The sequence below is a fragment of the Streptomyces sp. CA-210063 genome (assembly GCF_024612015.1).
In the GTDB taxonomy this organism is placed as follows: Bacteria; Actinomycetota; Actinomycetes; order Streptomycetales; family Streptomycetaceae; genus Streptomyces.
On sequence record NZ_CP102512.1, the window covers coordinates 4,268,730 to 4,291,959 of the forward strand.

General features: G+C 70.1%; 20 protein-coding genes and 1 pseudogene. 10 read left to right on the top strand and 11 right to left on the bottom strand.

Going from position 1 to position 23,230, the window contains the following annotated elements:
• Positions 1-762 carry a transglutaminase domain-containing protein gene (locus JIX56_RS18355; protein ID WP_257542065.1) on the top strand — a complete coding sequence of 254 codons (762 nt, stop codon included), beginning with the start codon at positions 1-3 and terminating at the stop codon, positions 760-762.
• A gap of 43 nt (positions 763-805) precedes the next feature.
• Here JIX56_RS18355 and JIX56_RS18360 read toward each other — a convergent pair whose 3' ends face one another.
• Together JIX56_RS18360 and JIX56_RS18365 are read right to left on the bottom strand one after the other, a co-directional pair.
• The gene (locus tag JIX56_RS18360) at positions 806-2,311 is read right to left on the bottom strand and encodes a HAMP domain-containing sensor histidine kinase (RefSeq protein WP_257542067.1); all 1,506 of its coding nucleotides are present in this window, start codon (positions 2,309-2,311) and stop codon (positions 806-808) included.
• Between the two features lie 12 nt (positions 2,312-2,323).
• The gene (locus JIX56_RS18365; protein ID WP_257542069.1) at positions 2,324-3,073 is read right to left on the bottom strand and encodes a response regulator transcription factor; all 750 of its coding nucleotides are present in this window, start codon (positions 3,071-3,073) and stop codon (positions 2,324-2,326) included.
• Positions 3,074-3,329: 256 nt separating this feature from the next.
• Here JIX56_RS18365 and JIX56_RS18370 point away from each other — a divergent pair, with 256 nt between their 5' ends.
• Positions 3,330-4,589: a glycosyltransferase family 4 protein gene (locus JIX56_RS18370; RefSeq protein ID WP_257550954.1), complete on the top strand. Its 1,260-nt coding sequence runs from the start codon at positions 3,330-3,332 to the stop codon at positions 4,587-4,589.
• Between the two features lie 149 nt (positions 4,590-4,738).
• On the opposite strand, the gene JIX56_RS18375 is transcribed toward JIX56_RS18370, so the two are convergent.
• From JIX56_RS18375 to JIX56_RS18385, 3 genes are all read right to left on the bottom strand, one after another.
• Positions 4,739-5,827, bottom strand: coding sequence for an LLM class flavin-dependent oxidoreductase (locus JIX56_RS18375; protein WP_257550956.1), 1,089 nt, complete (start codon positions 5,825-5,827; stop codon positions 4,739-4,741).
• 102 nt (positions 5,828-5,929) lie between these two features.
• The gene (locus JIX56_RS18380) at positions 5,930-6,100 is read right to left on the bottom strand and encodes a hypothetical protein (protein ID WP_257542070.1); all 171 of its coding nucleotides are present in this window, start codon (positions 6,098-6,100) and stop codon (positions 5,930-5,932) included.
• Entirely contained in the window at positions 6,100-6,876 is a 777-nt protein-coding gene (locus tag JIX56_RS18385) for an SDR family NAD(P)-dependent oxidoreductase (protein WP_257542072.1), read from the bottom strand. Before JIX56_RS18385 ends, JIX56_RS18380 begins: the two co-directional genes overlap by 1 nt.
• Before the next feature lie 108 nt (positions 6,877-6,984).
• Between JIX56_RS18385 and JIX56_RS18390 the strand changes: the two genes are divergently transcribed.
• On the top strand, positions 6,985-7,431 hold the full coding sequence (locus JIX56_RS18390) for an ester cyclase (RefSeq protein WP_257542074.1): 447 nt from the start codon (positions 6,985-6,987) through the stop codon (positions 7,429-7,431).
• A 15-nt stretch (positions 7,432-7,446) separates the two neighbouring features.
• Here JIX56_RS18390 and JIX56_RS18395 read toward each other — a convergent pair whose 3' ends face one another.
• Both JIX56_RS18395 and JIX56_RS18400 read right to left on the bottom strand, forming a co-directional pair.
• A complete protein-coding gene (locus tag JIX56_RS18395; protein ID WP_257550958.1) occupies positions 7,447-7,782 on the bottom strand; it encodes a YnfA family protein in 336 nt (111 codons plus the stop codon).
• Positions 7,783-7,854: 72 nt separating this feature from the next.
• Complete coding sequence (locus JIX56_RS18400; protein ID WP_257542076.1) at positions 7,855-9,048, bottom strand: RtcB family protein; 1,194 nt, start codon at positions 9,046-9,048, stop codon at positions 7,855-7,857.
• 204 nt (positions 9,049-9,252) lie between these two features.
• Between JIX56_RS18400 and JIX56_RS18405 the strand changes: the two genes are divergently transcribed.
• The 3 genes from JIX56_RS18405 (at position 9,253) to JIX56_RS18415 (ending at position 12,800) form a co-directional block, all read left to right on the top strand.
• A complete protein-coding gene (locus tag JIX56_RS18405; RefSeq protein WP_257542078.1) occupies positions 9,253-10,116 on the top strand; it encodes a DUF3558 domain-containing protein in 864 nt (287 codons plus the stop codon).
• Positions 10,117-10,287: 171 nt separating this feature from the next.
• A complete protein-coding gene (locus JIX56_RS18410; protein ID WP_257542080.1) occupies positions 10,288-11,229 on the top strand; it encodes a hypothetical protein in 942 nt (313 codons plus the stop codon).
• A 221-nt stretch (positions 11,230-11,450) separates the two neighbouring features.
• Entirely contained in the window at positions 11,451-12,800 is a 1,350-nt protein-coding gene (locus tag JIX56_RS18415; RefSeq protein WP_257542082.1) for a DUF2637 domain-containing protein, read from the top strand.
• A gap of 77 nt (positions 12,801-12,877) precedes the next feature.
• Here JIX56_RS18415 and lysS read toward each other — a convergent pair whose 3' ends face one another.
• Positions 12,878-14,641, bottom strand: a complete 1,764-nt coding sequence (lysS, locus tag JIX56_RS18420) for a lysine--tRNA ligase (protein WP_257550959.1) — start codon at positions 14,639-14,641, stop codon at positions 12,878-12,880.
• A 444-nt stretch (positions 14,642-15,085) separates the two neighbouring features.
• Here lysS and argS point away from each other — a divergent pair, with 444 nt between their 5' ends.
• The gene (gene argS / locus JIX56_RS18425) at positions 15,086-16,870 is read left to right on the top strand and encodes an arginine--tRNA ligase (protein WP_257542084.1); all 1,785 of its coding nucleotides are present in this window, start codon (positions 15,086-15,088) and stop codon (positions 16,868-16,870) included.
• 68 nt (positions 16,871-16,938) lie between these two features.
• Here the strand turns inward: argS and JIX56_RS18430 are convergent, their stop codons facing one another.
• Positions 16,939-17,643 carry a hypothetical protein gene (locus tag JIX56_RS18430; protein ID WP_257542086.1) on the bottom strand — a complete coding sequence of 235 codons (705 nt, stop codon included), beginning with the start codon at positions 17,641-17,643 and terminating at the stop codon, positions 16,939-16,941.
• Between the two features lie 223 nt (positions 17,644-17,866).
• On the opposite strand from JIX56_RS18430, the gene JIX56_RS18435 reads away from it, so the two are divergent.
• Both JIX56_RS18435 and JIX56_RS18440 read left to right on the top strand, forming a co-directional pair.
• Positions 17,867-18,772, top strand: coding sequence for a DUF4253 domain-containing protein (locus tag JIX56_RS18435; RefSeq protein WP_257542087.1), 906 nt, complete (start codon positions 17,867-17,869; stop codon positions 18,770-18,772).
• A gap of 179 nt (positions 18,773-18,951) precedes the next feature.
• The gene (locus tag JIX56_RS18440; RefSeq protein ID WP_257542089.1) at positions 18,952-19,749 is read left to right on the top strand and encodes a DUF4253 domain-containing protein; all 798 of its coding nucleotides are present in this window, start codon (positions 18,952-18,954) and stop codon (positions 19,747-19,749) included.
• A gap of 403 nt (positions 19,750-20,152) precedes the next feature.
• On the opposite strand, the pseudogene JIX56_RS18445 reads toward JIX56_RS18440, so the two are convergent.
• Positions 20,153-21,052: pseudogene (locus tag JIX56_RS18445) on the bottom strand (aminotransferase-like domain-containing protein); the annotation flags it as partial.
• 129 nt (positions 21,053-21,181) lie between these two features.
• Between JIX56_RS18445 and JIX56_RS18450 the strand changes: the two are divergent.
• Complete coding sequence (locus JIX56_RS18450) at positions 21,182-22,114, top strand: aminoglycoside phosphotransferase family protein (RefSeq protein WP_257542091.1); 933 nt, start codon at positions 21,182-21,184, stop codon at positions 22,112-22,114.
• Between the two features lie 111 nt (positions 22,115-22,225).
• Here JIX56_RS18450 and JIX56_RS18455 read toward each other — a convergent pair whose 3' ends face one another.
• Entirely contained in the window at positions 22,226-23,128 is a 903-nt protein-coding gene (locus JIX56_RS18455) for an SAM-dependent methyltransferase (RefSeq protein WP_257542093.1), read from the bottom strand.
• Between the last annotated feature and the right edge of the window lie 102 nt (positions 23,129-23,230).

Below are 23,230 nucleotides of genomic sequence, written 5' to 3' on the forward strand. Positions count from 1 at the left end.
ATGACCAGTCGGTTGCTCATGTCGTACGACGCGCGGGCCAAGCGGGCCGGGGCACGGGCCCGGAGCCCGCGGGACGTGGCCGGGTCCACCCGGGCCACGGAGATCCTGGACCACGACGATCCGCTGGTCGGGGCGGTCGCGCGCCGGGTGCTGAGCGAGGCGACACCGCGGGACGCGCTGCGGAGCGCACACCGGATCATCGCGCGGGACGTACGGCCGGTGTACTCGGTCGAGGACCGCCGGCGCGTGTCACGGACCCTGCGGCTCGGGCGCGGCTCGTGCAGTCAGCGGATGGCGGCGCTGGAGGCGGTCGCCCGGGCCGTCCGCGTACGGACACGGGTGCGCGGGCTGCTCGTCGACGGCACCTTCTGGTATCCCCGGTTCCCGCGGCTGAAGCCGTTCGTGCCGGAGCAGGTCCTGCTGGCCTGGCCGGAGTTCCGGATCAGCGGCGCATGGATACCGATCGGCGAACTCTTCACCGCCCCCGCCGACACGGGCGGAGCCCCCGGCGGCTTCGCCAACAAGGGCGGCGAGACCCTCTTCGACGCGGTCGCCCGCACCGGCGTCCAGTGGGACGCCTGCGGCTCCGCGCACGGCACCGTCTGCGACCTCTCCGCCCAGGTCGTCGCCGACCTCGGCCACTTCGACGACCGCGACGACCTGTTCGAACGCCACGGCCAGACCCTCTGCTGGACCGCCCGCGCCCTGACCGAGCCGGTCCTCGGCCGCTGGAGCGCGGGGGCGTCCGGCACCGCCGCATGAGGGAGAGCCCACGACGAGGCGGGGCACGGGGCGTTGGTGACGCTCACCCCTCGACCCCCCGCACCGTAAACCCGGTGACCAACCCCCCGCCCTCCCGCCGGAACGCGAACGGTGCCCCGCCGTGGCCGGCCGCCACCGCTCGTACGATCGACAGGCCCAGCCCGGACCCGGGCAGGCTGCGGGCGTCCGGGGCCCGGTAGAAGCGGTCGAAGATCCGCTCCAGGTCGCAGTCGGGGACTCCGGGCCCCCGGTCCAGCACCTCGACCCGGACGATGTCCGGACCCGCCGCCGGTGCGCCGGAGTCGCCGCCCAGCTCCCCCACTTCACCCAGTTCTCCCAGGCCCTTCGCCGCCCCCCGCGCGACCACGACCTCGATCGCGCCCGATCCGCCGCGGTCGAACTTCGCCGCGTTCTCCACCAGGTTGGAGATCGCCCGCTGGAGGGCCCCGGGCCGCCCCTCGACGGTCGTGTCACCGGCGACGCGTACGACGACCTCGCGCCCGGTGCGCCGCCGTGCGGTCCCCGCCACCTCCTCCGCGAGGTCGGCGAGTTGCACCCGCCGCACGGGCTCGGTGCTCGACTGCCCGGCCGCGAGGTCGACCAACTCATTGACCAGGTCGGTCAGTTCGAGGGCCTCCTGGGAGAGGTCGTCGACGAGTTCCTCGCGCATACGGGGCGGCAGCTCGTCGATGCGCCGGAGGAGGGAGATGTTCGTACGGAGCGAGGTGAGGGGGGTGCGGAGTTCGTGCCCGGCGTCCTGGACGAGCCGCCGCTGGTCCTCCTCGGACTGGGCAAGGCGGACCAGCATGCGGTCGAAGGAGCGCCCGAGCCGGCCCACCTCGTCCCGGCCCGCGACCGGCACCTGGATGCCCAGCTGCCCGGTCCGGGCCACGTCCTCCGCCGCCCCCGCCAACTGCACCAGCCGCCGGGTCTGCCGCCGGGCCAGCCACCACCCGAACAACCCGGCCGACAGGACGACACCCGACACGAACAGCAGGGTCCGCTGCTGCAACTCCCGCAGCAGATCCTCCGTGTCGCTGAACTCCTGCGCGACCTGCACGGCCCCCCGGCCACCGCCGAGCGCGACCGTCACCACCCGGTAGCGGTCGTCGCCGACCTCGACCTCGCCGTGCTCGACCAGCACCCCGGCCGGGGCCGCGCCGGCCGTACGGCGGTCGGCGTCACGTACGGGCAGGCCGGGGGCGCCCTCGTCGAGGATCTCCCCGCTCGGGCCGAGCACCTGGACGTCCGTACGGCCGGAACGGATCAGGTCGTCGCGCGGGCCGCCGCTGTCGCTCGGCGCGAAGTCCTCCGGGGTCAGCGGGTCCTGCTCGACCAGTTCACGCAGGTCACGCACGACCTCGGCGAACACGGTCTGCTCGTCGACCCGCACCAGCCGCGCCGCCGCGCTGTAGCTGAGAATCCCGACGAGGACGGTGACGACACACGCCACCGCCACGAACGACACGGTGAACGTCGCCCGCAGCGAGGGGACCGGCCGCAGCCGGGAGAGCAGCCGGGTCAGCACCCGGACGGGACGGGACGGCACCGAGCGCCGCCCTCAGTCTTCCCGCAGCGCGTACCCCACACCCCGCACGGTGTGGATCAGCGCGGGCGCCCCGGGCTCGTCGAGCTTGCGGCGCAGATAACCGACGTAGACGGCGAGGTTCTTGGAGCCGGGGCCGAAGTCGTAGCCCCAGATGCGGTCGTAGATGGTGGCGTGGTCGAGGACGATGCCGGCGTTGCGGACGAGCAGTTCGAGCAGGTCGAACTCGGTCCGCGTCAGCTCCAGTTCCCGCGCCCCGCGCCACGCCCGCCGCGCCTGTACGTCCATCCGCAGCCCGGCGGCCGTGAGCAGCCCACCGCCGTCCGGCGGCGAGGCCGCAGCAGCGGCCGGGGCGGCAGAAGACGGCGACTGGGGCGGCCGCACGTACGAGTCCGCCTCGCCCGTCCGCCGCAGCAGCGCGCGCAGCCGCGCGAACACCTCCTCCACGTCGAACGGTTTGACGACGTAGTCGTCCGCGCCGGCGTCGAGGCCGGCGATCCGGTCGGCGGTCTCCACGAGCGCGGTGAGCATCAGGATCGGCGTCCGGTCGCCCTCCGCGCGGAGCACCCGGCAGACCTGGAGGCCGTCTATGCCGGGCATCATCACATCGAGGACGAGCACGTCGGGCCGGTTGCGGTGGGCCTGGGCGAGCGCCTCGACGCCGTCGGCGACCGCCGTGACCTCGTACCCCTCCAGGGTCAGCGCGCGTTCCAGGGCATGGCGGATGGCGCGGTCGTCCTCGGCTAGCAGCACGTTCTGGGGCACCTCACCAGTCTGCCAAGGTCACGGACGCCCACCACCACGTCAGGAGCACCGGGCCGCCCTTCTTACCGGCCTCTCACCCCGACCGGGCATACGGCTCACTTCTCCGGAGCAGCGTTGTCCGTGGCATCCCCGTGTGACCTCCGCCCGCACGGGAACACGGGCAGAACCAGCGGATGGAGTACAAAGGTTCCGAACCGGGCCAATACGTCGATACGCCGATACACCGTCGGGAAGGTAGTACATGAGCCGCCGCCGCATGAAGATCGTGTTCCTGCTGCACAACGCGTACGCCATCGGCGGCACCGTCCGTACGACACTGAACCTGGCGTCGGCGCTGGCGGACCACCACGACGTGGAGATCGCCTCGGTCTCCCGCCACCTGGACGAACCCCGCTTCACCGTCGACCCGAGGGTCGCGCTCGTCCCCCTGGTGGACATCCGCACGTACAGCCCCGACCTGCGCGATCCGGCCCAGGCGCGGCCCGCCACGGACTTCCCTGCCGAGGACAAGCGCCACCGCCAGTACAGCCGCCTCACCGACCTGCGGGTCCGCGCCTATCTGGCCCGCTGCGGCGCCGACGTCGTCATCGGCACCCGCCCCGGCATCAACGTCTATGTCTCCCGCTTCGCCCCCCGCCGCGCCCTGCGCATCGGCCAGGAGCATCTGCGGCACGACGCCCACACCAAGGAGCTCCGCAAGGTCCTCGCCCGCCACTACCGCACCCTGGACGCGGTCGTCACGACCACGGCGGCGGACGCGGCGGTGTACCGCGCGCGGATGAAACTGCCGGGCGTACGGGTGATGTCGGTGCCCAACATCGTCCCGGCGGCCGGGGTCACCCCGTCGGACGGCACGGCCCCCGTCATCGCGGCCGCCGGCCGCCTCGCCCGCGGCAAACGCTTCGACCTCCTCCTGGAGGCGTTCGCGAAGGTCGCCGCGAAGGAACCGGACTGGCAGCTGCGCATCTACGGCGGCGGTAAACAGAGGGACCGCCTGGAGACTCTCATCGAGGACCTCCGCCTCACCGAGCGGGCCCATCTGATGGGCCCGCACACCCCCATCGAGGAGGAGTTCGCGCGCGCCTCGATCGTCGTCAGCGCCTCGGAGGCCGAGTCCTTCGGCATGACCCTCGTCGAGGCGATGCGCTGCGGCGTTCCCGTCGTCAGCACCGACTGCCCCCTCGGCCCCGCCGAGATCATCACCGACGGCACCGACGGCCGCCTCGTCCCCGTCGACGACCCCCACGCCCTGGCCGACGCCATCCTCGACCTCACCGCCGACCCCGACCTCCGCCGCGCCATGGGCCGAGCCGCCCTCCAGAGCGCCCACCGCTACGACCCGGCCCCGATCGTCGCCAAGTACGACCACTTGTTCGCCGACCTACGCGCGACAAGGCTCCAGCGCACATGGGAGCGAGAGTCGACGAGGGCGAGGACCTGGCTGCGCCAGAGGGCACGCGCTGTCAGTCGGGTGCGGGTGGGTGGGGGCTGGTCGCGCAGTTCCCCGCGCCCCTGAAAGACACGGCCCTGCGGGCCGAAAAGCACGGGGCGCTAGCCCCTTGCTTTTCAGGGGCGCGGGGAACTGCGCGAGCAACCCCCACCCACCCGCAGCCGACAAACGCACCCAAGCGCGGGGTCGAAGGGGCGGCAGCCCCTGGACGACCCTTACGCCACGCTCTCCTTCTCCGCCGCGGCCACCAGCGCCCCATGCGTAGGCGCGTCCGGCACACCCGCGGCCCGCCCCTTCGCGAACTCCTCCCGCAACACCGGCACGACCTCCTCGCCGAGCATGTCGATCTGCTCCAGCACGGTCTTCAGCGGCAGCCCCGCATGGTCGACGAGGAACAACTGCCGCTGATAGTCACCGGCGTACTCCCGGAACGCCAACGTCTTCTCGATCACCTGCTGCGGCGACCCGACGGTCAGCGGCGTCTGGTCGGCGAAGTCCTCGAGCGAGGGCCCGTTGCCGTACACCGGCGCGACATCGAAGTACGGCCGGAACTCCCGCACCGCGTCCTGGGAGTTCTTCCGCATGAACACATGCCCGCCGAGCCCCACGATCGCCTGCTCGGCCGTGCCGTGCCCGTAGTGCGCGTACCGCTGCCGGTACAGCTCGACCATCCGCTTGGTGTGGTCGGCCGGCCAGAAGATGTTGTTGTGGAAGAAGCCGTCGCCGTAGTACGCGGCCTGCTCGGCGATCTCGGGCGAGCGGATCGACCCGTGCCAGACGAACGGCGGTACGCCGTCCAGCGGACGCGGCGTGGAGGTGAAGCCCTGCAGCGGCGTGCGGAACTTCCCCTCCCAGTCGACGACGTCCTCGCGCCACAGCCGGCGCAGAAGCGCGTAGTTCTCGATGGCGAGGTTGATGCCCTGCCGGATGTCCTGCCCGAACCACGGATAGACGGGCCCGGTGTTCCCGCGCCCCATCATCAGGTCCACCCGCCCGTCGGCCAGATGCTGGAGCATCGCGAAGTCCTCGGCGATCTTCACCGGGTCGTTGGTGGTGATGAGGGTGGTGGCGGTGGAGAGGATGAGCCTCTCGGTCCGCGCGGCGACGTAACCGAGCATCGTGGTCGGCGACGACGGCACGAACGGCGGGTTGTGGTGCTCCCCGGTGGCGAAGACGTCGAGCCCGACCTCCTCGGCCTTCAACGCGATCTCGACCATCGCCTTGATGCGCTCACGCTCGCTCGGCGTGCGGCCCGTCGTGGGGTCCGGCGTCACATCACCGACGCTGAAGATCCCGAACTGCATCATCGCTGCCACCCTCCCAGGTTGTTCACTATTCAACTATACCCGCGAACGAGGGCTCCCTTCCTCCTATTCCTTCTTCCTCCTCCTGCTTCGCGTGCGTGATTACTTCGCGTGCGTGACCGCGTAGATCATCACGAAGGCCACGATGTGGATACCGAAGAGGAAGTACGCGAGGTACCACCACACATACCGCTCGTTCTTCTTCTCCTCCGCCAGACGGCGCTTCTCCGGCGTGAGGTCGCCTTCGGGCACCGGTCCGTCCTCGGGTGACATCACAGCTCCCGGTGGACCTTGGTGTTGGAGGCCTGGGCGCGGGGGCGCAGGACGAGCAGGTCGACGTTGACGTGGGAGGGCCGGGTGACCGCCCAGGTGATCGTGTCGGCGACATCGTCGGCGGTCAGGGGCTCGGCCACACCCTCGTAGACACTCGCCGCCCGGTCCGCGTCACCGCCGAAGCGGGTCAGCGCGAACTCGTCCGTCTTCACCATGCCGGGCGCGATCTCGATGACCCGGACCGGCGTGCCGACGATCTCCAGCCGCAGCGTCTCGGCGAGGACGTGCGCGCCGTGCTTGGCGGCGACATAGCCCGCGCCGCCCTCGTACGTCCCGTGCCCGGCCGTCGACGACACCACGACCACCGTGCCGTCACCGCTCGCGGTCAGCGCGGGCAGCAGGGCCTGGGTGACGTGGAGCGTGCCGATGACGTTCGTCTCGTACATCGAGCGCCAGTCGGCCGGGTCGCCGGTCGCCACCGGGTCGGCGCCGAGCGCGCCGCCCGCGTTGTTGACCAGCACACCGATCGTCCGGAACGCGGACGCGAACTCGTCCACCGCCGCGCGGTCCGTGACGTCCAGGGCGTACGCCGTGGCCTGCCCGCCACCGTTGTTGATCTCCTCGGCCAGCGCCTCGATACGGTCCTTGCGGCGGGCGGTCAGCACGACCCGGTACCCCGCCGCTGCGAGCTGCCGGGCCGTGGCGGCGCCGATCCCGCTGCTCGCCCCGGTCACGACGGCGATACGGGAGGCGGCGGACGGTGCGGCGGTGGCCATGAGCTGCTCCTGAAGCGGTACGGAACGGAATCGAACGGTCCCTGCCCGGCCAGGATAGGCGTGCGGTGGGACAATGAGACGAGTGATCCCCAGTGCAGGAGGTGGACCATGGGACAGGCACGTGACGTCATGGACCGGCTCACGGACGCGGTGACCACACACCCGGACCTGAAGGCCCTCGCCGCGCTGTACGCCGAGGACGCGGTCGCGGTCACCCCCGACGGCGGCGAGATCCGCGGGCGCGACAACATCGTCGAGTACTGGCGCCAGATGACGGAAGCGATCCCCGAGGGGACGTTCGAGACGGTGCACGCGTACGAGGCCGGCGACACGGCCATCGACGAAGGCTTCTTCAGCGGAAAGAACACCGGGCCGATCCAGCTGCCCTCCGGGGAGACCCTCCCCGCGACGCAGAAGGACATCAAGATCCGCGGCGTGGACTTCGCCACCGTCAAGGACGGCCAGATCGTCGAATACCGGCTCTACTTCGACGAGATGGAGTTCCTGGGCCAACTGGGCCTGCTGCCCGAGGAGCCCTCCTCCGAGAGCTCCTGAGCCCTCTCCCCGTTCCTAACTCCCCCGCGGCGCGTACATGATCACCGCCATGCCCGCGAGGCAGATCAGCGCGCCCGTCACATCCCAGCGGTCGGGCCGATAGCCGTCCGCGACCATCCCCCAGGCGATCGACCCGGCCACGAACACCCCGCCGTACGCCGCCAGAATCCGCCCGAAGTGCGCGTCCGGCTGGAACGTCGCCACGAACCCGTACGCCCCCAGCGCGACGACCCCCGCCCCGATCCACGCCCACCCCCGGTGCTCCCGCACCCCCTGCCACACCAGCCAGGCCCCACCGATCTCGAACAGCGCGGCCAGCACGAACAGAGCGGCGGAGCGGACGATCACCATGGACAGCAGCTTCGCATGAGGGGCGCGGCGCACGAGCGCCGCGCCCATCACTGTTCTCAGCCCTTTTCGTTCTCAGCCCTTCACGCAGACGACCTGCTTCAGCTTCGCCACCACCTGCACCAAGTCCCGCTGCTGGTCGATGACCTGCTCGATCGGCTTGTACGCGCCCGGGATCTCGTCCACGACGCCGGAGTCCTTGCGGCACTCCACACCCCGCGTCTGTTCCTCCAGGTCCTTCGTCGAGAAGCGACGCTTCGCCGCGGTGCGGCTCATCCGCCGACCGGCGCCGTGCGAAGCGGAGTTGAAGGACTTCTCGTTCCCGAGGCCCTTCACGATGTACGAGCCCGTGCCCATGGAGCCGGGGATGATCCCGTACTCGCCGGAGCCCGCACGGATCGCGCCCTTACGGGTCACCAGGAGGTCCATGCCGTCGTAACGCTCCTCGGCGACGTAGTTGTGGTGCGCGCTGATCTCGGGCTCGAAGGTCGGCTTCGCCTTCTTGAACTCCTTGCGGACGACGTCCTTGAGAAGCGCCATCATGATCGTGCGGTTGTACTTCGCGTACTCCTGCGCCCAGAACAGGTCGTTGCGGTACGCCGCCATCTGCGGGGTGTCCGCGACGAAGACGGCGAGGTCACGGTCGACCAGACCCTGGTTGTGCGGGAGCTTCTGGGCGATGCCGATGTGGTGCTCCGCCAGCTCCTTGCCGATGTTCCGGGAACCGGAGTGCAGCATGAGCCAGATGGAACCGGTCGAATCCGTGCAGATTTCGACAAAGTGGTTCCCCCCGCCCAGCGTTCCCATCTGCTTCTCCGCCCGGTCGTGACGGAACTTGACCGCTTCCGCGACCCCGTCGAACCGCCCCCAGAACCCGTCCCATCCCCCGGCGGCGAACCCGTGCAGCCGCCCCGGATCCACGGGATCGTCATGCATCCCCCGCCCCACCGGAATCGCCTGCTCGACCTTCGACCGCAGCCGGGACAGATCCCCCGGCAGGTCATTCGCCGTCAGCGACGTCTTCACCGCCGACATCCCGCACCCGATGTCGACACCCACCGCCGCGGGACACACCGCCCCCCGCATCGCGATGACCGACCCGACCGTCGCCCCCTTCCCGTAATGCACGTCCGGCATCACGGCCAGGCCCTTGATCCAGGGGAGGGTCGCCACGTTGCGGAGCTGCTGCAGGGCACCCTCCTCGACCGACGCGGGATCGGTCCACATGCGGATGGGTACCTTCGCGCCCGGTATCTCGACGTACGACATTGCGTCCTCATTCCCCCGAAAAGCAGATCAACATCTCAGAACGCAAAACCGGCGCCAAGGTCAACGAAAGGGATGACGGACCGGCGTCCACGGCTGTGCGTGCGATACACATGGTGCCCGGGGGTCACCCCCCGGCGGCAAGTGAATAACCACAGGCAGGACAGCGCAGGCGTCCCCAGGGACCCCGTCGAGAGGAGCCCCACCGTGCAGCGGAAGGCGTACGTACCCGGCGTCGCCGTGCTCCTCGCGGCACTGCTGGCCGCGTGCACGGGGTCGGACGACACCAGCTCGACCGACGACCCCCGACCGGGCGAGGCCACCGCGACGGCCACCGTCGCCCAGCCCGGCCGCTACGACACGCTCCCCGAACCCTGCGGCTCCGTCGACCACGGCACCCTCGACTCCCTCCTCCCGGGCATCAAGCAACTCACCGACGCGACCCAGCGCGAGCAGGCGTACGAGGGCGAGGCGACGCAGACGTACGACACGGACGCCAAGGCCGGCTGCCGTTGGAAGGTGGAGTCCGCGGACGCCACCCACTACGTGTTCGTCGACTTCGAGCGTGTCGTGTCGTGGGAGAACGCGGTCAGCGACGACAGCAGGGCGCAGGAGGTGTACGGGGGCAAGGTGGAGGCGGCTGACCTTCCGGAGCCGTCGCCGAGCGCGACCACCTCCGCCAGTCCCACCGGTTCCGCTACCGGCTCGCCTTCACCCTCCGCCGCCTCCGGTTCCTCCGCCTCCTCCGCTTCCCCCGACTCGCCCGATTCATCCGACTCGTCCAACTCATCCGGTTCCTCCAACCCCTCGCCCACGGCGACCGCGTCCGGCACCCCGACCTCCCTCCTGCCCCGCACGCTCGACGGTCTCGGGGACGAGGCGTTCATCGACGACGCGCTCGGGACGAGCAAGCAGCGGACGGTGACTGTGGTGTTCCGCACGTCGAATGTGATCGTGACGGTGGAGTACGAGGAGCAGCCGGCGACCACGACGGTGGTGCCGGACAGTGAGGAAATGCAGGACAGGGCCTGGAATCTGGCGAGGCGGCTGGCCGACTCGTTCGACGACTGAGCGGTGACGGGGGGTGGTTCGGGCGTCCGCGCGAACCCCCTGATTCAGGACCGCACTTCTTCATCACCGCGTACCGTGGCCCCTCGGACCCGATCCGATCGCAGGAACGCCACAGGAAGCACGCAGGAACCCCGCAAGCAGACTGCAGGAACCACGAGCGTGATGAACGTCATGAGTGAAGGAACCATGCAACGAGCCGCAGAGTCAGATCAGCGTGAGCCGCGCGTCGCGCGGACCATACGGACCAGGCGCCCGAGCCGTGTTCTCGTGGGTGCCGCCGTCGTCCCGGTGATGCTGCTGGCGGTCGGCTGTTCATCGGAGTCCGACAGCGCCTCCGATGACGACGTACCGTCGGAGGCCGTCGAGTCGGCGCTCGCCGACAGCGCCACGCCCGAGGTGGTCGAGGCGGCGTACGCGTCGCTGCCCGACGCCTGCGAGGTGTTCTCGGAGAAGACGCTGAAGTCGGTGGTGCCTCAGGGCGTGAAGTCCGGCAAGGCGATCAACGCCGCCGAGGAGAACGTGACCGGGGACTGTCGTTGGATCAGCCTCGACAACAACGGTGTGGACGGCTCCCAGTACCGCTGGTTGAGCGTGTCGCTGCACCTGCTGGCGTCGAACGCGGCGAACGGCCCCGGTGAGGACCGCGCGGCCAAGGCGTACGAGTCCAAGGTGACCGCGGCGAAGGCGGTGGACGGGGCGAAGAACGTCAAGACGGAGCCGGTGACGGGCACGGGCGACCAGGCGACGGCGGTCCTGTACGACCTGAAGAAGGACGGGGACACCTTCAAGCAGCAGACGATCGTGGTGCGCACGGAGAACGTGGTCATCACGCTCGACTACAACGGCGCGGGGCTGGCCGGCGAGAAGACACCGGACGCGGCCGCGCTGCTGAAGACCGCGACGTCCGCCGCCAAGGAGGCCGTGGAGGCGGTCGAGGAGGCGAACGACACGGACGCGTCGTCGTCGGCGTCCCCGTCGAAGAGCGCCTCGAAGACGCCGTCGAACGGCGCGACGAAGGCGTCGTCGTCGGGCGGTTCGGGTGCGGATGTGAGTTCCGACTCGGATTCCGACTCCGACTCCTCCACATCCGGCCGCAAGAAGACTTCGCGGTAGTACGCGCCCGTTCCGGCAGTCCCGGCGGTAGTGCCCAACTCGTAATGGTCGGCGGGTAATTCATACTCCCACCTGGTGTTTTACCCGAGCCCGGCCCCTCTGGGAGCCGGGCTCGGCGCCCACCGGCAACCAGTTCGCCGTACACATGTGCCACCCTGTTGCGCGCAACAACATGTAAGGGGAGGGGAGGACGGGTGGCCGCGCCAATGCAGCTGACTCGAATGCACCGCGTTCTCATCGGCGTGGTCGTGTTCGGCGCCGTCATCATCGCCGGGATCGGCTTCGCGGGTTCGTACGCGGCCGTACGGGAGCTGGCCCTCCAGAAGGGCTTCGGGAACTTCTCGTACGTCTTCCCGATCGGCATCGACGCGGGCATCTGCGTCCTGCTGGCCCTGGACCTGCTCCTCACCTGGATCAGGATCCCCTTCCCGCTGCTGCGTCAGACGGCGTGGCTGCTGACGGCGGCGACGATCGCGTTCAACGGCGCGGCGGCCTGGCCGGACCCACTGGGCGTCGGCATGCACTCGGTGATCCCGATCCTGTTCGTCGTCGCGGTCGAGGCGGCCCGGCACGCGGTCGGCCGCATCGCCGACATCACCGCCGACAAGCACATGGAGGGCGTCCGCCTCACCCGCTGGATCCTCTCCCCCCTCCCCACGTTCCTCCTCTGGCGCCGTATGAAGCTCTGGGAGCTCCGCTCCTACGAACAGGTCATCAAGCTGGAGCAGGAACGTCTCGTCTACCAGGCCCGCCTCCGCTCCCGCTTCGGCCGAGCCTGGCGCCGCAAGGCCCCGGTGGAGTCCCTGATGCCGCTCCGCCTGGCCCGCTACGGCGTCCCACTGGCGGAAACGGCCCCGGCGGGCCTGGCAGCAGCAGGAATCGAACCAGCGCTACTGCCGCCGGCGCCGCAGGTCGAGGTCGACATAGCTGCGGGCAATCGTGCCGCTGGGGCGGCACCCGTCCCACAGAGAGCGGCACCTCCCAGCGAGCAGCGCCCCCAGTTGGAGAGCACCCCCACCCAGCAACAGCCGGAATACACCGAGTACCAGGAACAGGGCTACGCCGAGCAGGAACCCCCGGCGGACGAAAGCCCCTGGCTACACGCCCGCCACCCCCAAGAGGTCCCCTACCAGGGCGGCTACAACCCCTCGTACGAGCCGGAGGAACAGTACGAGGGGTGGTACGAGGAGCAGGCCCCGGAGGAGTACCAGCAGTTCGAGCCGGACCCGCGGGACCCCCGGTACCAGCAACAACAGTTCGAGGCCCCCGAGCCCCAGCCGAGGGAACCCTCTCCGGAGGAGACCGGCAGCTTCCCCATCCCCGCCGGCCCCGGCCGCACCCGCGAGCTGGGCGAAGGCGGCGGCACCCCGGACCCCGCCGCCCCGGACGAGGAGTCGTACTACCAGGTCTTCAAGAAGTCGATAAACGGCAGCTACCCGACGCCACGCGAGTTCATCGACAACGTGGAGGCCGAGTTCCGCGTCACCCTCCCCGCGGAGGAGTCGAAGCGCATGGTCAACCGCTTCACCAACCGCCACACGGCGGAGCTGGAAGAGGACCACATCGCGTAGTCGACGCACGGACGACGCACATACGAGGAGGGGGCGCCCGGTGATCACCGGGCGCCCCCTCCTCGTATGACGCGGTGTTACTCCCCGAGCAGGGCCCGCACCCGCTCCTGCCCCACCGCCAGCAGCAGCGTGGGCAGTCGCGGACCGGTGTCACGCCCGACGAGCAGGTGGTACAGCAGCGCGAAGAACGACCGCTGGGCGGTCTTGATCTCGGCCGGCAGTTCCTTGGGCGTGGCGTCCGCCGGGAACCCGGCCTGCACCTTCGGCACGCCGTAGACGAGATGCGTGAGCCCGTCGAGGGACCAGTGCTCGGCGAGCCCGTCGAGCAGCAGCCGCAGCGACTGCTGGGACTGCTCGTCGAGGGACTTCAGCAGTTCGGCGTCGGCCTCGTCGCGCACGATGGTCCGCTGTTCGGCGGGCACCTGCGTGTTGATCCAGGCCTCGGCCTTGTCGAGCCGCGGCCGTACCTCGTCGAGGCCGGACAGCGGGTCGGCCGGGTCGAGTTCGCTGAGGATGCGCAGGGTCTGGTCCTCGGCGCCCGCGGTGATGTCGGCGACGGACGCGAGGGTCCGGTACGGCATCGGGCGGGGCGTACGGGGCAGCTCACCGGCGGCGGTCCGAACGGCACGCGAGTGGGCGGCCACGTCGCCCGGAAGGGCAGCTCCCTCCGCCACCTTCGCGTCGAGCTTGTCCCACTCGTCGTAGAGCCGCTGGATCTCCTGGTCGAAGGCGATCTTGAACGACTGGTTGGGGCGGCGGCGGGCGTAGAGCCAGCGCAGGATCTGCGGCTCCATGATCTTCAGCGCGTCGGCGGGCGTCGGCACGCCACCCTTCGACGACGACATCTTCGCCATCCCGGAGATACCGACGAAGGCGTACATCGGCCCGATCGGCTGCTTGCCACCGAAGATCCCGACGATCTGCCCGCCGACCTGGAAGGAGGAGCCGGGAGACGAGTGGTCGACACCGGAGGGCTCGAAGACAACCCCCTCGTACGCCCACCGCATCGGCCAGTCGACCTTCCAGACGAGCTTGCCGCGGTTGAACTCGTTCAGCGCGACGGTCTCGGAGAAGCCGCAGGCGGTGCAGGTGTAGGTCAGCTCGGTGGTGTCGTCGTCGTAGGCGGTGACGGTGGTGAGGTCCTTCTCGCACCGCCCGCAGTAGGGCTTGTACGGGAAGTACCCGGCGGAACCGCTGCTGCCGTCGTCCTCGGCGGCGGCTCCGGAGCCCTCGGCAGCCTCGATCTCCGCCTCGTCCAGCGGCTTCTGCTGCTTCTTGGCCGGGGCCTTCTTCGTGCGGTACTGGTCGAGGATCGCGTCGATGTCACCGCGGTGCTTCATCGCGTGCAGGATCTGCTCGCGGTACGCGCCGGAGGTGTACTGCGCGGTCTGGCTGATCCCGTCGAACTCGACGCCCAGCTCGGCGAGCGCGTCGATCATCGCGGCCTTGAAGTGCTCGGCCCAGTTGGCGTGGGCGGAACCCTTGGGGGCGGGCACGGAGGTGAGCGGCTTGCCGATGTGCTCGGCCCAGGAGGCGTCGACGCCGTCGACGCCGTTCGGGACCTTGCGGTAGCGGTCGTAGTCGTCCCAGGAGATGAGGTGCCGGACCTGGTGCCCGCGGCGGCGGATCTCGTCGGCGACGAGGTGCGGGGTCATGACCTCGCGGAGGTTACCGAGGTGGATCGGGCCGGAGGGGGAGAGCCCGGACGCGACGACGACCACCGGAGCGGTAGCGGGTGATGTCGCTTTGCCCGGGGCCCGACGCTCCGACTCCTCGATGACCTCATCCGCGAAACGGGAGACCCAGTCGGTGGTCTCGGTGCTCTGAGCCACGATCGGCACGTCCTCTTTTTCTGAAGGTTCCATGGCCGCCCGGTACGGTCCCCGGGCCGACGCCGTCCATTCTCCCAGCCTCGCACTCCGTGGGTCGAACCGGGCGCCTCATGGGGTGGGGGGGTTCGGGTGCGTGGGCGAGTGCGGCATGGTGGGGCTTCTCGCGCAGTTCCCCGCGCCCCTAAAAGATCAGGCCCTGCGGGCCTGAAAGGCGACGGGGCTGCGGGCCTGGGATTCGGCAGGGGCGCGGGCCGAAAAGCACGGGGCGCAGCCCCTGCTTTTCAGGGGCGCGGGGAACTGCGCGAGAAGCCCCACCGGACCCGCACTCCCCCACACACCGAAACCCCCACCCCATGAGGCACCACCCCCACCCCTCGCCGTACGAAAACCCCTTTACCCCCCGTGGGATACTGAACGACATCCATCCGTACCCCGAGGAGAACGGCTCCCCCGATGGCCCCGGTCACGTCCCTCACCGCCTCCGTCAACGCCCGCCTCGCCGACGCCCTCGCTTCCACCCTCCCGGAAGCCGACGGAGTCGACCCGCTGCTGCGACGCAGCGACCGGGCGGACTACCAGGCGAACGGGATCCTGGCCCTCGCGAAGAAGGCCAAGGCGAACCCCCGGGAGCTGGCCACGCGGGTCGTCGCCCAGGTGGAGTCCGGCGAGATGATCAAGGAGATCGAGGTCTCCGGCCCCGGCTTCCTGAACATCACGCTCACCGACCGCGCGATCACCGAGACCCTCGCGGCCCGGTACGCGGACGCGGAGGGCCGGCTCGGCGTGCCGTTCGCGGAGCACCCGGGTACGACGGTCATCGACTACGCCCAGCCGAACGTGGCGAAGGAGATGCACGTCGGCCACCTCCGCTCCGCCGTGATCGGCGACGCGATCGTCCAGATCCTGGAGTTCACCGGCGAGAACGTGGTCCGCAGGCACCACATCGGCGACTGGGGCACCCAGTTCGGCATGCTCATCCAGTATCTGGACGAGCACCCGCACGAGCTGGACCACAAGGAGTCCGACGACGACCTCCAGGCGTCCGGCGAGGCCGCGATGTCGAACCTGGACCGGCTGTACAAGACGGCCCGCAAGCTCTTCGACTCCGACGAGGAGTTCAAGACGCGGGCCCGCCGCAGGGTCGTGGACCTCCAGGCGGGCGACCCGGCGACGCTGGCCGCCTGGCAGAGGTTCGTGGACGAGTCGAAGATCTACTTCTTCTCGGTCTTCGACAAGCTGGACATGGAGATCCGGGACGCGGACATCGTCGGCGAGTCGGGCTACAACGACATGCTGGACGAGACGTGCCGCCTCCTGGAGGAGTCGGGAGTCGCGGTCCGCTCGGAGGGCGCCCTCTGCGTCTTCTTCGACGACGTCAAGGGCCCGGACGGCAACCCGGTCCCCCTGATCGTCAAGAAGTCGGACGGCGGCTACGGCTACGCGGCGACGGACCTGTCCGCGATCAGGGACCGTGTCTTCAACCTGAAGTCGGACACCCTGATCTACGTCGTGGACGCCCGCCAGTCCCTGCACTTCAAGATGGTCTTCGAGACGGCACGCAGGGCCGGCTGGCTCGACGACGACGATGTGAAGGCGTACCAGCTCGCCTTCGGCACGGTGCTCGGCAAGGACGGCAAGCCGTTCAAGACCCGTGAGGGCGAGACGGTCCGACTGGTCGACCTGTTGGACGAGGCGATCGACCGGGCCACGGCGGTCGTCCGGGAGAAGGCCGAGAAGGTGGGCCTGACCGAGCAGGAGATCGTCGAGAACGGCCGGTACGTCGGCATCGGCGCGGTGAAGTACGCCGACCTGTCGACCTCCGCCGTGCGGGACTACAAGTTCGACCTGGACCAGATGGTCTCGCTGAACGGCGACACGTCCGTGTACCTCCAGTACGCGTACGCCCGTATCCAGTCGATCCTCCGCAAGGCGGGCGAGGCGAGCCCGGCCGCCCACCCGGAGCTCGAACTGGCTCCGGCTGAGCGGGCGTTGGGGCTGCACCTGGACCAGTTCGGCGAGACCCTGGCCGAGGTGGCCCAGTCGTACGAGCCGCACAAGCTGGCCGCGTACCTCTTCAAGCTGGCGACGCTGCTGACGACGTTCTACGACCAGTGCCTGGTCCTGAAGGCCGAGAGCCCGGAGCAGGTGGCGAACCGTCTGTTCCTGGTCGACCTGACGGCCCGCACCCTGCACCAGGGCATGGCACTGCTGGGCATCAGGACGCCCGACAAGCTCTGAACCGGTCTGTGGGGGCGCCCCCCGTGGCGCCCCCACGGACCGGCGGATCAGAGGTCGTCGCCTGGCGGTCAGCCGTTGGCGAGGCGGGCGCCGAACTTCTGGCCGGCGTAGCTGGTGATGCCCTGCTTCTTCACGAGAGAGCCCTTGCCCACGGACCGGTACTGCGGGGCCAGGTTCCAGGTGACGGTGGCGGTGACCGTGCGGGTGCCGGAGACCGCGCTCTTCACCGGCTTGATGACGAACGCGCGGTTCATGTTGACGACCGAGCGCTTCACCTTCGTCGCCTTGACGCCGTTCTTGACCTTGTAGCTGAGGTCGACCTTCTGGGTGACGACCGGGATGCCGTAGATGCGCTCGGTGGCCGTGAAGCTCAGGGAGATGTTCCGGGCGCCCGAGACGACCTTGTTGGAGCCCTTGACGACGCCGGAGAAGCGGACGTCGTTGTTGTACTTGACCTCCTTGGAGTTCCCCCTCGTCACACTCCCGGAGAAGCTGACCTCGAAGGCCTTGGTGACGGCCCGGTTCTGCAGATAGCCGACGAACTTCTGCTGCTTCGCCTTGGGCAGCTTGTCGAAGGCCTTGAGGACCTTCTGGGAGGCCGCGAGGTCGTCGTTGTTCATCAGCCAGGAGCGGTACTCCTTGACCGTGAGCTTGGCCGGCTGGGCCTGCGGGGCGGCAACGGCGGTGCCCCCGGCGGCGATGCCGGTGAACAGCAGGGCGCCGACGCCCGCGGCGAGAGCGCCGGTACGGGTGGCGGTGGCGAGTGTGCGCATGATGAGGGCGCCTTCCGAAGTGGTGAAGGATCGTCACATACGGCACCCATGACTCACATGACCCACGTGACTCAAGGTGCGCACAACTAAGCTATTTTTCTTCGGAGTTGACAGAAATCGTCTCTTCGGGCATTGCCCTTTGGGGCACTGCGGAGCGGCACGGGGGCACTCCGGGCCCGTACGCCGGGGGTCGCTGTCGGCTCCTCCCCCTACAGTCACCGGCATGTCGACACTTCCCAACCCGCTGTCCAGGCTGACGGCCGATCCGACCGGCCACGCCTTCGGGCTCGAACTCCCGCCCGGAGGGCTGCTGTACGCGACGGACACGGAGTCGCGCCACGATCCGCTCCTGTGGCGCGCGGACGCCCCCGCCCGCCCCGGCGACTGGCCCCGACTCGCCGCGGCCCGCCACACGGCCGGCCTCCGGCCCCTGCTCGTGGCCACCGGTGGCAGCGCCCACGAGGACGGCCCGGAACAGTGGTACCTGGCCCCGCACCTGGCCTCCCATCCCAGGGACCATGACGCCGAGGGCATCCTGGCCGCCTACTGGGAGGACAACGCGTGGGAAGACCTCGACGAGGACGACGAGGCAGAGCCCTTCGAGGCTGCGGAGGGCGGGGCCGGTCCCGGTCCCGGCTCCTCCGACCCCGACCCCGACCCCGACCTACTCGGCCCCTTCGGCCACGCCTGGCCCGGCCTCGCCACGGCCGCTCCGCTCGACGCCGACCCGGACGCCCGTGCCGCCGAGATCGCCGACTCCCTCCTGCACGACGGCTCATGGCTGAAGCGGCCGCGCATGGCGCTGGTCCCGGCGAGCCGCAGCGCGGACATCCCGGCGGCGATCGGCTGGACGGGACCGGTCAACTACGAGACCGACGTGGCCCGCCTCTGTACGGTCCTACGCTCCTGGGAGGACCGCTTCGGCATACGCGTCATCGCCCTCACCCTCGACCAACTCGTCCTCTCCGTCGCCGCCCCGCCCACCACCCGCGCCGAGGCCGAGGCGGTCGCCGCCGAACACTTCGCCTTCTGCCCCGACACCCTCCGCCAGACCTACGACGACGGCCTGCGCGCCTACGCCGAGAAGGAACTGCTGGGCCAGCACCTGTGGGCGTTCTGGTGGGACTGACCCGAACGGCCCCGACGGCCACGCCCCCGAAACCGTGGTTGGGCGGCCGCCGCGGAATGCCTCACCGGCCCGGCGCGGAATGCCTCGCCCTGGCCGCCTGCCACCCCCACACGCAGCGGTCACGGCGAAGCCGCCCTCCGCTCGCCCCACTGTCAGTGGCAGCCCCTACAGTCACCGACATGGCGACACTTCCCAACCCGCTGCCCCAGCTGGCGGCCGACCCGAGCGGGCGTGTGCTCGGGCTTGAACTCCCGCTTCCGCGGGGGAGGCTGATCGACGCGACAGGCGAGGGCCCGTGGCACGAGCCGCTGCTGTGGTGCGCGGACGAGCCGGCCACGCCCGGCGTCTGGACCGCCGTCCAGCCCGCCCGCCGCACGGCCGGTCTCCTCCCGGTGCTGCTGGACGTGGGTGGCAGCCAGGGCGGCCCGGAGGACTGGGAGTTGATGCCCGCCGAGATGTCCTACCCCGGGGACCACGACGCCGACGAGGTCCTGGCCGAGTTCTGGGACGAGTACGCGACGGACGAGGACGACGACTGGCCCGGCCTCACCGACGCCCTCATCTCCGGCACCGACCCGGACGCCCTCGCCGCCGAGACCGCCGACGCCCTCGTCAAGGACCCCTCCCGGCTGAAGGAACCCCACCTCGCCCTGGTCCCCGCCCGCCGCAGCGCGGACATCCCCGCGGCGATCGGCTGGGGCGGCCCGATGAACCACGAGACCGACGTGGCGAGGCTCTGCGCGGTCCTGCGCTCCTGGGAGGACCGCTTCGGCATACGCGTCATCGCCCTCACCTACGACCAACTCGTCCTCTCCGTCACCGCCCCGCCCACCACCGAGGCCGAGGCCGAAGCGGTCGCCGCCGAGCACTTCGCCTTCTGCCCCGACAACATCTGGCAGGGCACAGCGGACGGCACCCGACAGTCGTACGCCCGGACCCTGCTCGGCGAACACACCTGGTCCTTCTGGTGGGACTGAGGCCCGGGTGAGGCAGGGGCCGACCGCACCCGCCACGCCCCCTCAGCCGTCACCCCGCAACCGTTCCTGTGGACTGAGCGTGAGTGAGCCCGCTCAGCCGCACGCCCCGAACGGTCTTGGGCGCACTGGTCCCCGGCGTACTCAACCCCGGGGCGGCGACACGCATCGCGTGCGTGGTCCGGGCCCAATTGGCCAGTTCCCTGCGCGACCTGGCCAATTGGGTACAGCCAGAGGCGACGGGGAGGCCCTGAACCATCACTCCGGTGGAGCAGGGGCCCCGCACACTGACGCCGTACCCGGCGTCCCAGATCGCGGGATCACGCTAACCCGGACGGCCCAGTGCACCGCAAGCCCAGAAGCGACGATCACACGATCGAGCTAATGCGACCTCATACGCACTCCTCTCGGCCGCCTGCTTGGCGACCGCGCAGGCCCGGCGGAGCCCGGCGGGCGCGCGCAGCCAGCCCAGCCGCATACCGGGTGCCATCACCTTGGAGAAGGAGCCCAACAGCGCCGTACGGTCCTCGGCGCCCGGGTACGAGGCGATCCACGGCACCCGCTCGCCCTCGAAGCGGAGTTCGCCGTACGGGTCGTCCTCGACGATCCACAGCCCGCGCCGGGCGGCGACGGAGGCGACGGCCGCCCGCCGCTCGGCCGGGAGGGTACGCCCGGTCGGGTTCTGGAAGGTGGGCACGGTGTAGAAGAACTTGGGCCGGACCCGCGCCACCAGTTCGTCCAGCGCCGCCGGGTCCACCCCGTGCTCGTCCCCCGGCACGGCCACCACCCGCGCCCCCGCGAACCGGAACGCCTGAAGTGCCGCCAGATAGCAGGGATCCTCGACCAGTACGACGTCCCCCGGTTCGACGAGCGCGGTGGCGAGCAGCGACAGCGCCTGCTGCGACCCGGTGGTGACGAGCACCCCGTCCGCGTCCGTCGGCAGCCCGCGCGCCCCGTACCGCGCGGCGAGCGCCGCCCGGAGCGCCGGCTCGCCCTCGGTCGTCGCGTACTGCAGGGCACGGTCCGCGGACTCGGCGAGCACATCGCGGTAGGCCGCCGCTATCCCCTCGGTGTCGAAGAGCTCCGGCGCGGGCAATCCACCCGCGAAGTTGACGACTTCGGGACGCGAGGTGACGGCGAGGATGTCCCGTACGGGGGAACCCCCGACCGTCGTGACCCGCCCGGCGAAGCCGGGCACGGCCGCCCCGCCGCCGACCGCATCCTCGCCCGCCGAGCGGCCCGAAACCCCGTCCTCGACGACAAACCCCACGTCACCAGCGGCAAGCACAGCGTCCACGGCACCCATCCCACGGCTCCTTCACCACTCCGGGACGGCACGGCCCCGTTCCCTGGCCGCACCCTAGCCAGGTGCATGCCCCTTACACCCACCATTTCCGCGATGCGGACCGTCCTCCGGACCCCCTAGGCTGCGCCCATGCTGCCCAGCGTGGACACGAACGACGAGTTGGAAGAAGTCGTCGGTGACGAGGCGCTGCTGCGACCGGCTGCCCAGGATCTCTGCGGTCAGCTCGGCCTCGCGGACGCGCGAATCGTACGTTTCCCCGAGGGCTCGCTGCCGGTGTACGCCGTCGGCGACGCCCTCGTCCTCAAGCTCTATCCGGGTTTCGAAGCGGACGAAGCCGTCAGAGAAGCCCGCCTGTTGGCCCTCCTGTGGGGCAAACTGCCCATCCCGACACCCAGACTGCACTCGGCCGACCAGTACAAGAACGGCTGGCGCTATGTGCTGATGTCCCGCCTGCCCGGCGAGGACCTCAACGAGGCCTGGCCCCGGATCCCCCGGCCCGACCAGGAACGCATCATCGTCGAGGCCGCCGAAGGCCTCGCCGCCCTGCACGCCCTGGACGCCGCGGCGGTCCGCCCGCTCACCGGTCCGCCGAACTGGGACAGGTTCATGGCCGCGCAGCGCGCGGCGGCGGTGGAGCAACAGCAAAGCGGTGGTCTGTCGGACCTCTGGCTGGAACAGATCCCGGACTTCCTCCGCTCCGTCCCACTCGCCACCCGGCGCCGCCCGGTGCTCCTGCACACCGAGTTCATGCGCGAGCACCTCACCGTCGACGGCCACGACGGCTGGCGCCTCACCGGCCTCTTCGACTTCGAACCCGCCATGGTCGGCGACCCCGCCTACGACTTCGTCAGCGTCGGCCTCTTCCTGACCCGAGCCGACCCCACCCTGCTGAAACTCTTCTACGAGGCATACGGCCACCCCCCGTTCGACCCCCGCGAACTGATGGCCTACACCCTCCTCCACGTCTACAGCGACCTGAACTGGTACCTACGCAGCCTCCCGACCCCACCCAGCCAGACCTTGGACGCGTTGGCGGAGACATGGTTCGGCGCAGGCGGATGAAAAGGCGGGCGAAGCGCCCGCCTTTTCCAGGGGCGCGGGGCTGTGTCGATGTGCGGCTCCGCCGCGTGGGCGCGACAAGCCCCCACCCACCCGCACCCGACCATCGACCTTCTAAGCCTTACGCCCCACCGCCGCATACACATTGATGTCCGCGTCCGTCACATCATTGATGTCCCGATACCGAACCTTCTCGATGTCATCCATCCCGGCCCACCTGTGCGGCTCCACCGCCTCAGGCACCGGCGCACCACCCCCGAACCGCCAGTGGTGCGCCGGCACAACCCCCGGCTCGTCCACGACGAGGTCGCTCTGCTCGAAGAAGCGGGCGACCTCGTCCTTGGACCGCAGCACGAAGGTGAATCCCCGCTTGGTGTACGTCTCCTGCACCGCGCGGATCTTCGCCGGGTTGAGGTCCTCGGTCAGATGGCTGAGCACCAGCCGGCTCCCGGACGGCAGCGCGTCGACCAGTTCACGCACCACGGGATACGCCTCGTCGTCCTCGACGAAGTGCAGGATCGCCACCAGGCACAGCGCGATCGGCTGGTCGAAGTCGAGCGTCTTGGCGGCCGCTTCCAGGATCTGTGCCGGCGACGTGAGATCGGCGTCGATGTAGTCCGTCGCGCCCTCGGGCCCGCTCGTGAGCAACGCGCGCGCGTGAGCGAGCACCACCGGATCGTTGTCGACATACACGACCCGGGAGTCGGGCAGGATCGCCTGGGCGATCTGGTGGACGTTCTCGGCGGTCGGCAGCCCGGTGCCGATGTCGAGGAACTGCCGGATGCCCTCGTCCTCGGCGAGCGTGGTCACCGCGCGGCGCATGAAGTCCCGGTTGTGCCGGACGTCGAGGTAGCCACGCGGATTGGCCGCCAGGGCCGCGCCGGCCGCCTCCCGGTCGACGGGGTAGTTGTCCTTGCCGCCGAGGAAGACGTCGTAGACCCGCGCCGGGTGCGCCTTGGTGGTGTCGAACCTCTTCCGCAGCTCGGCGGGGTCCTGGCTGAGCGCGTCACCGGCCATAAAGCTCTCCCTGGAGAGTCGCGTCATTGAATGACCAACAACCTAACCTCCAGGGCAAGTTGACGGCTCCCGGATACAGAATGCCCGCCCGGCCGACGGCGC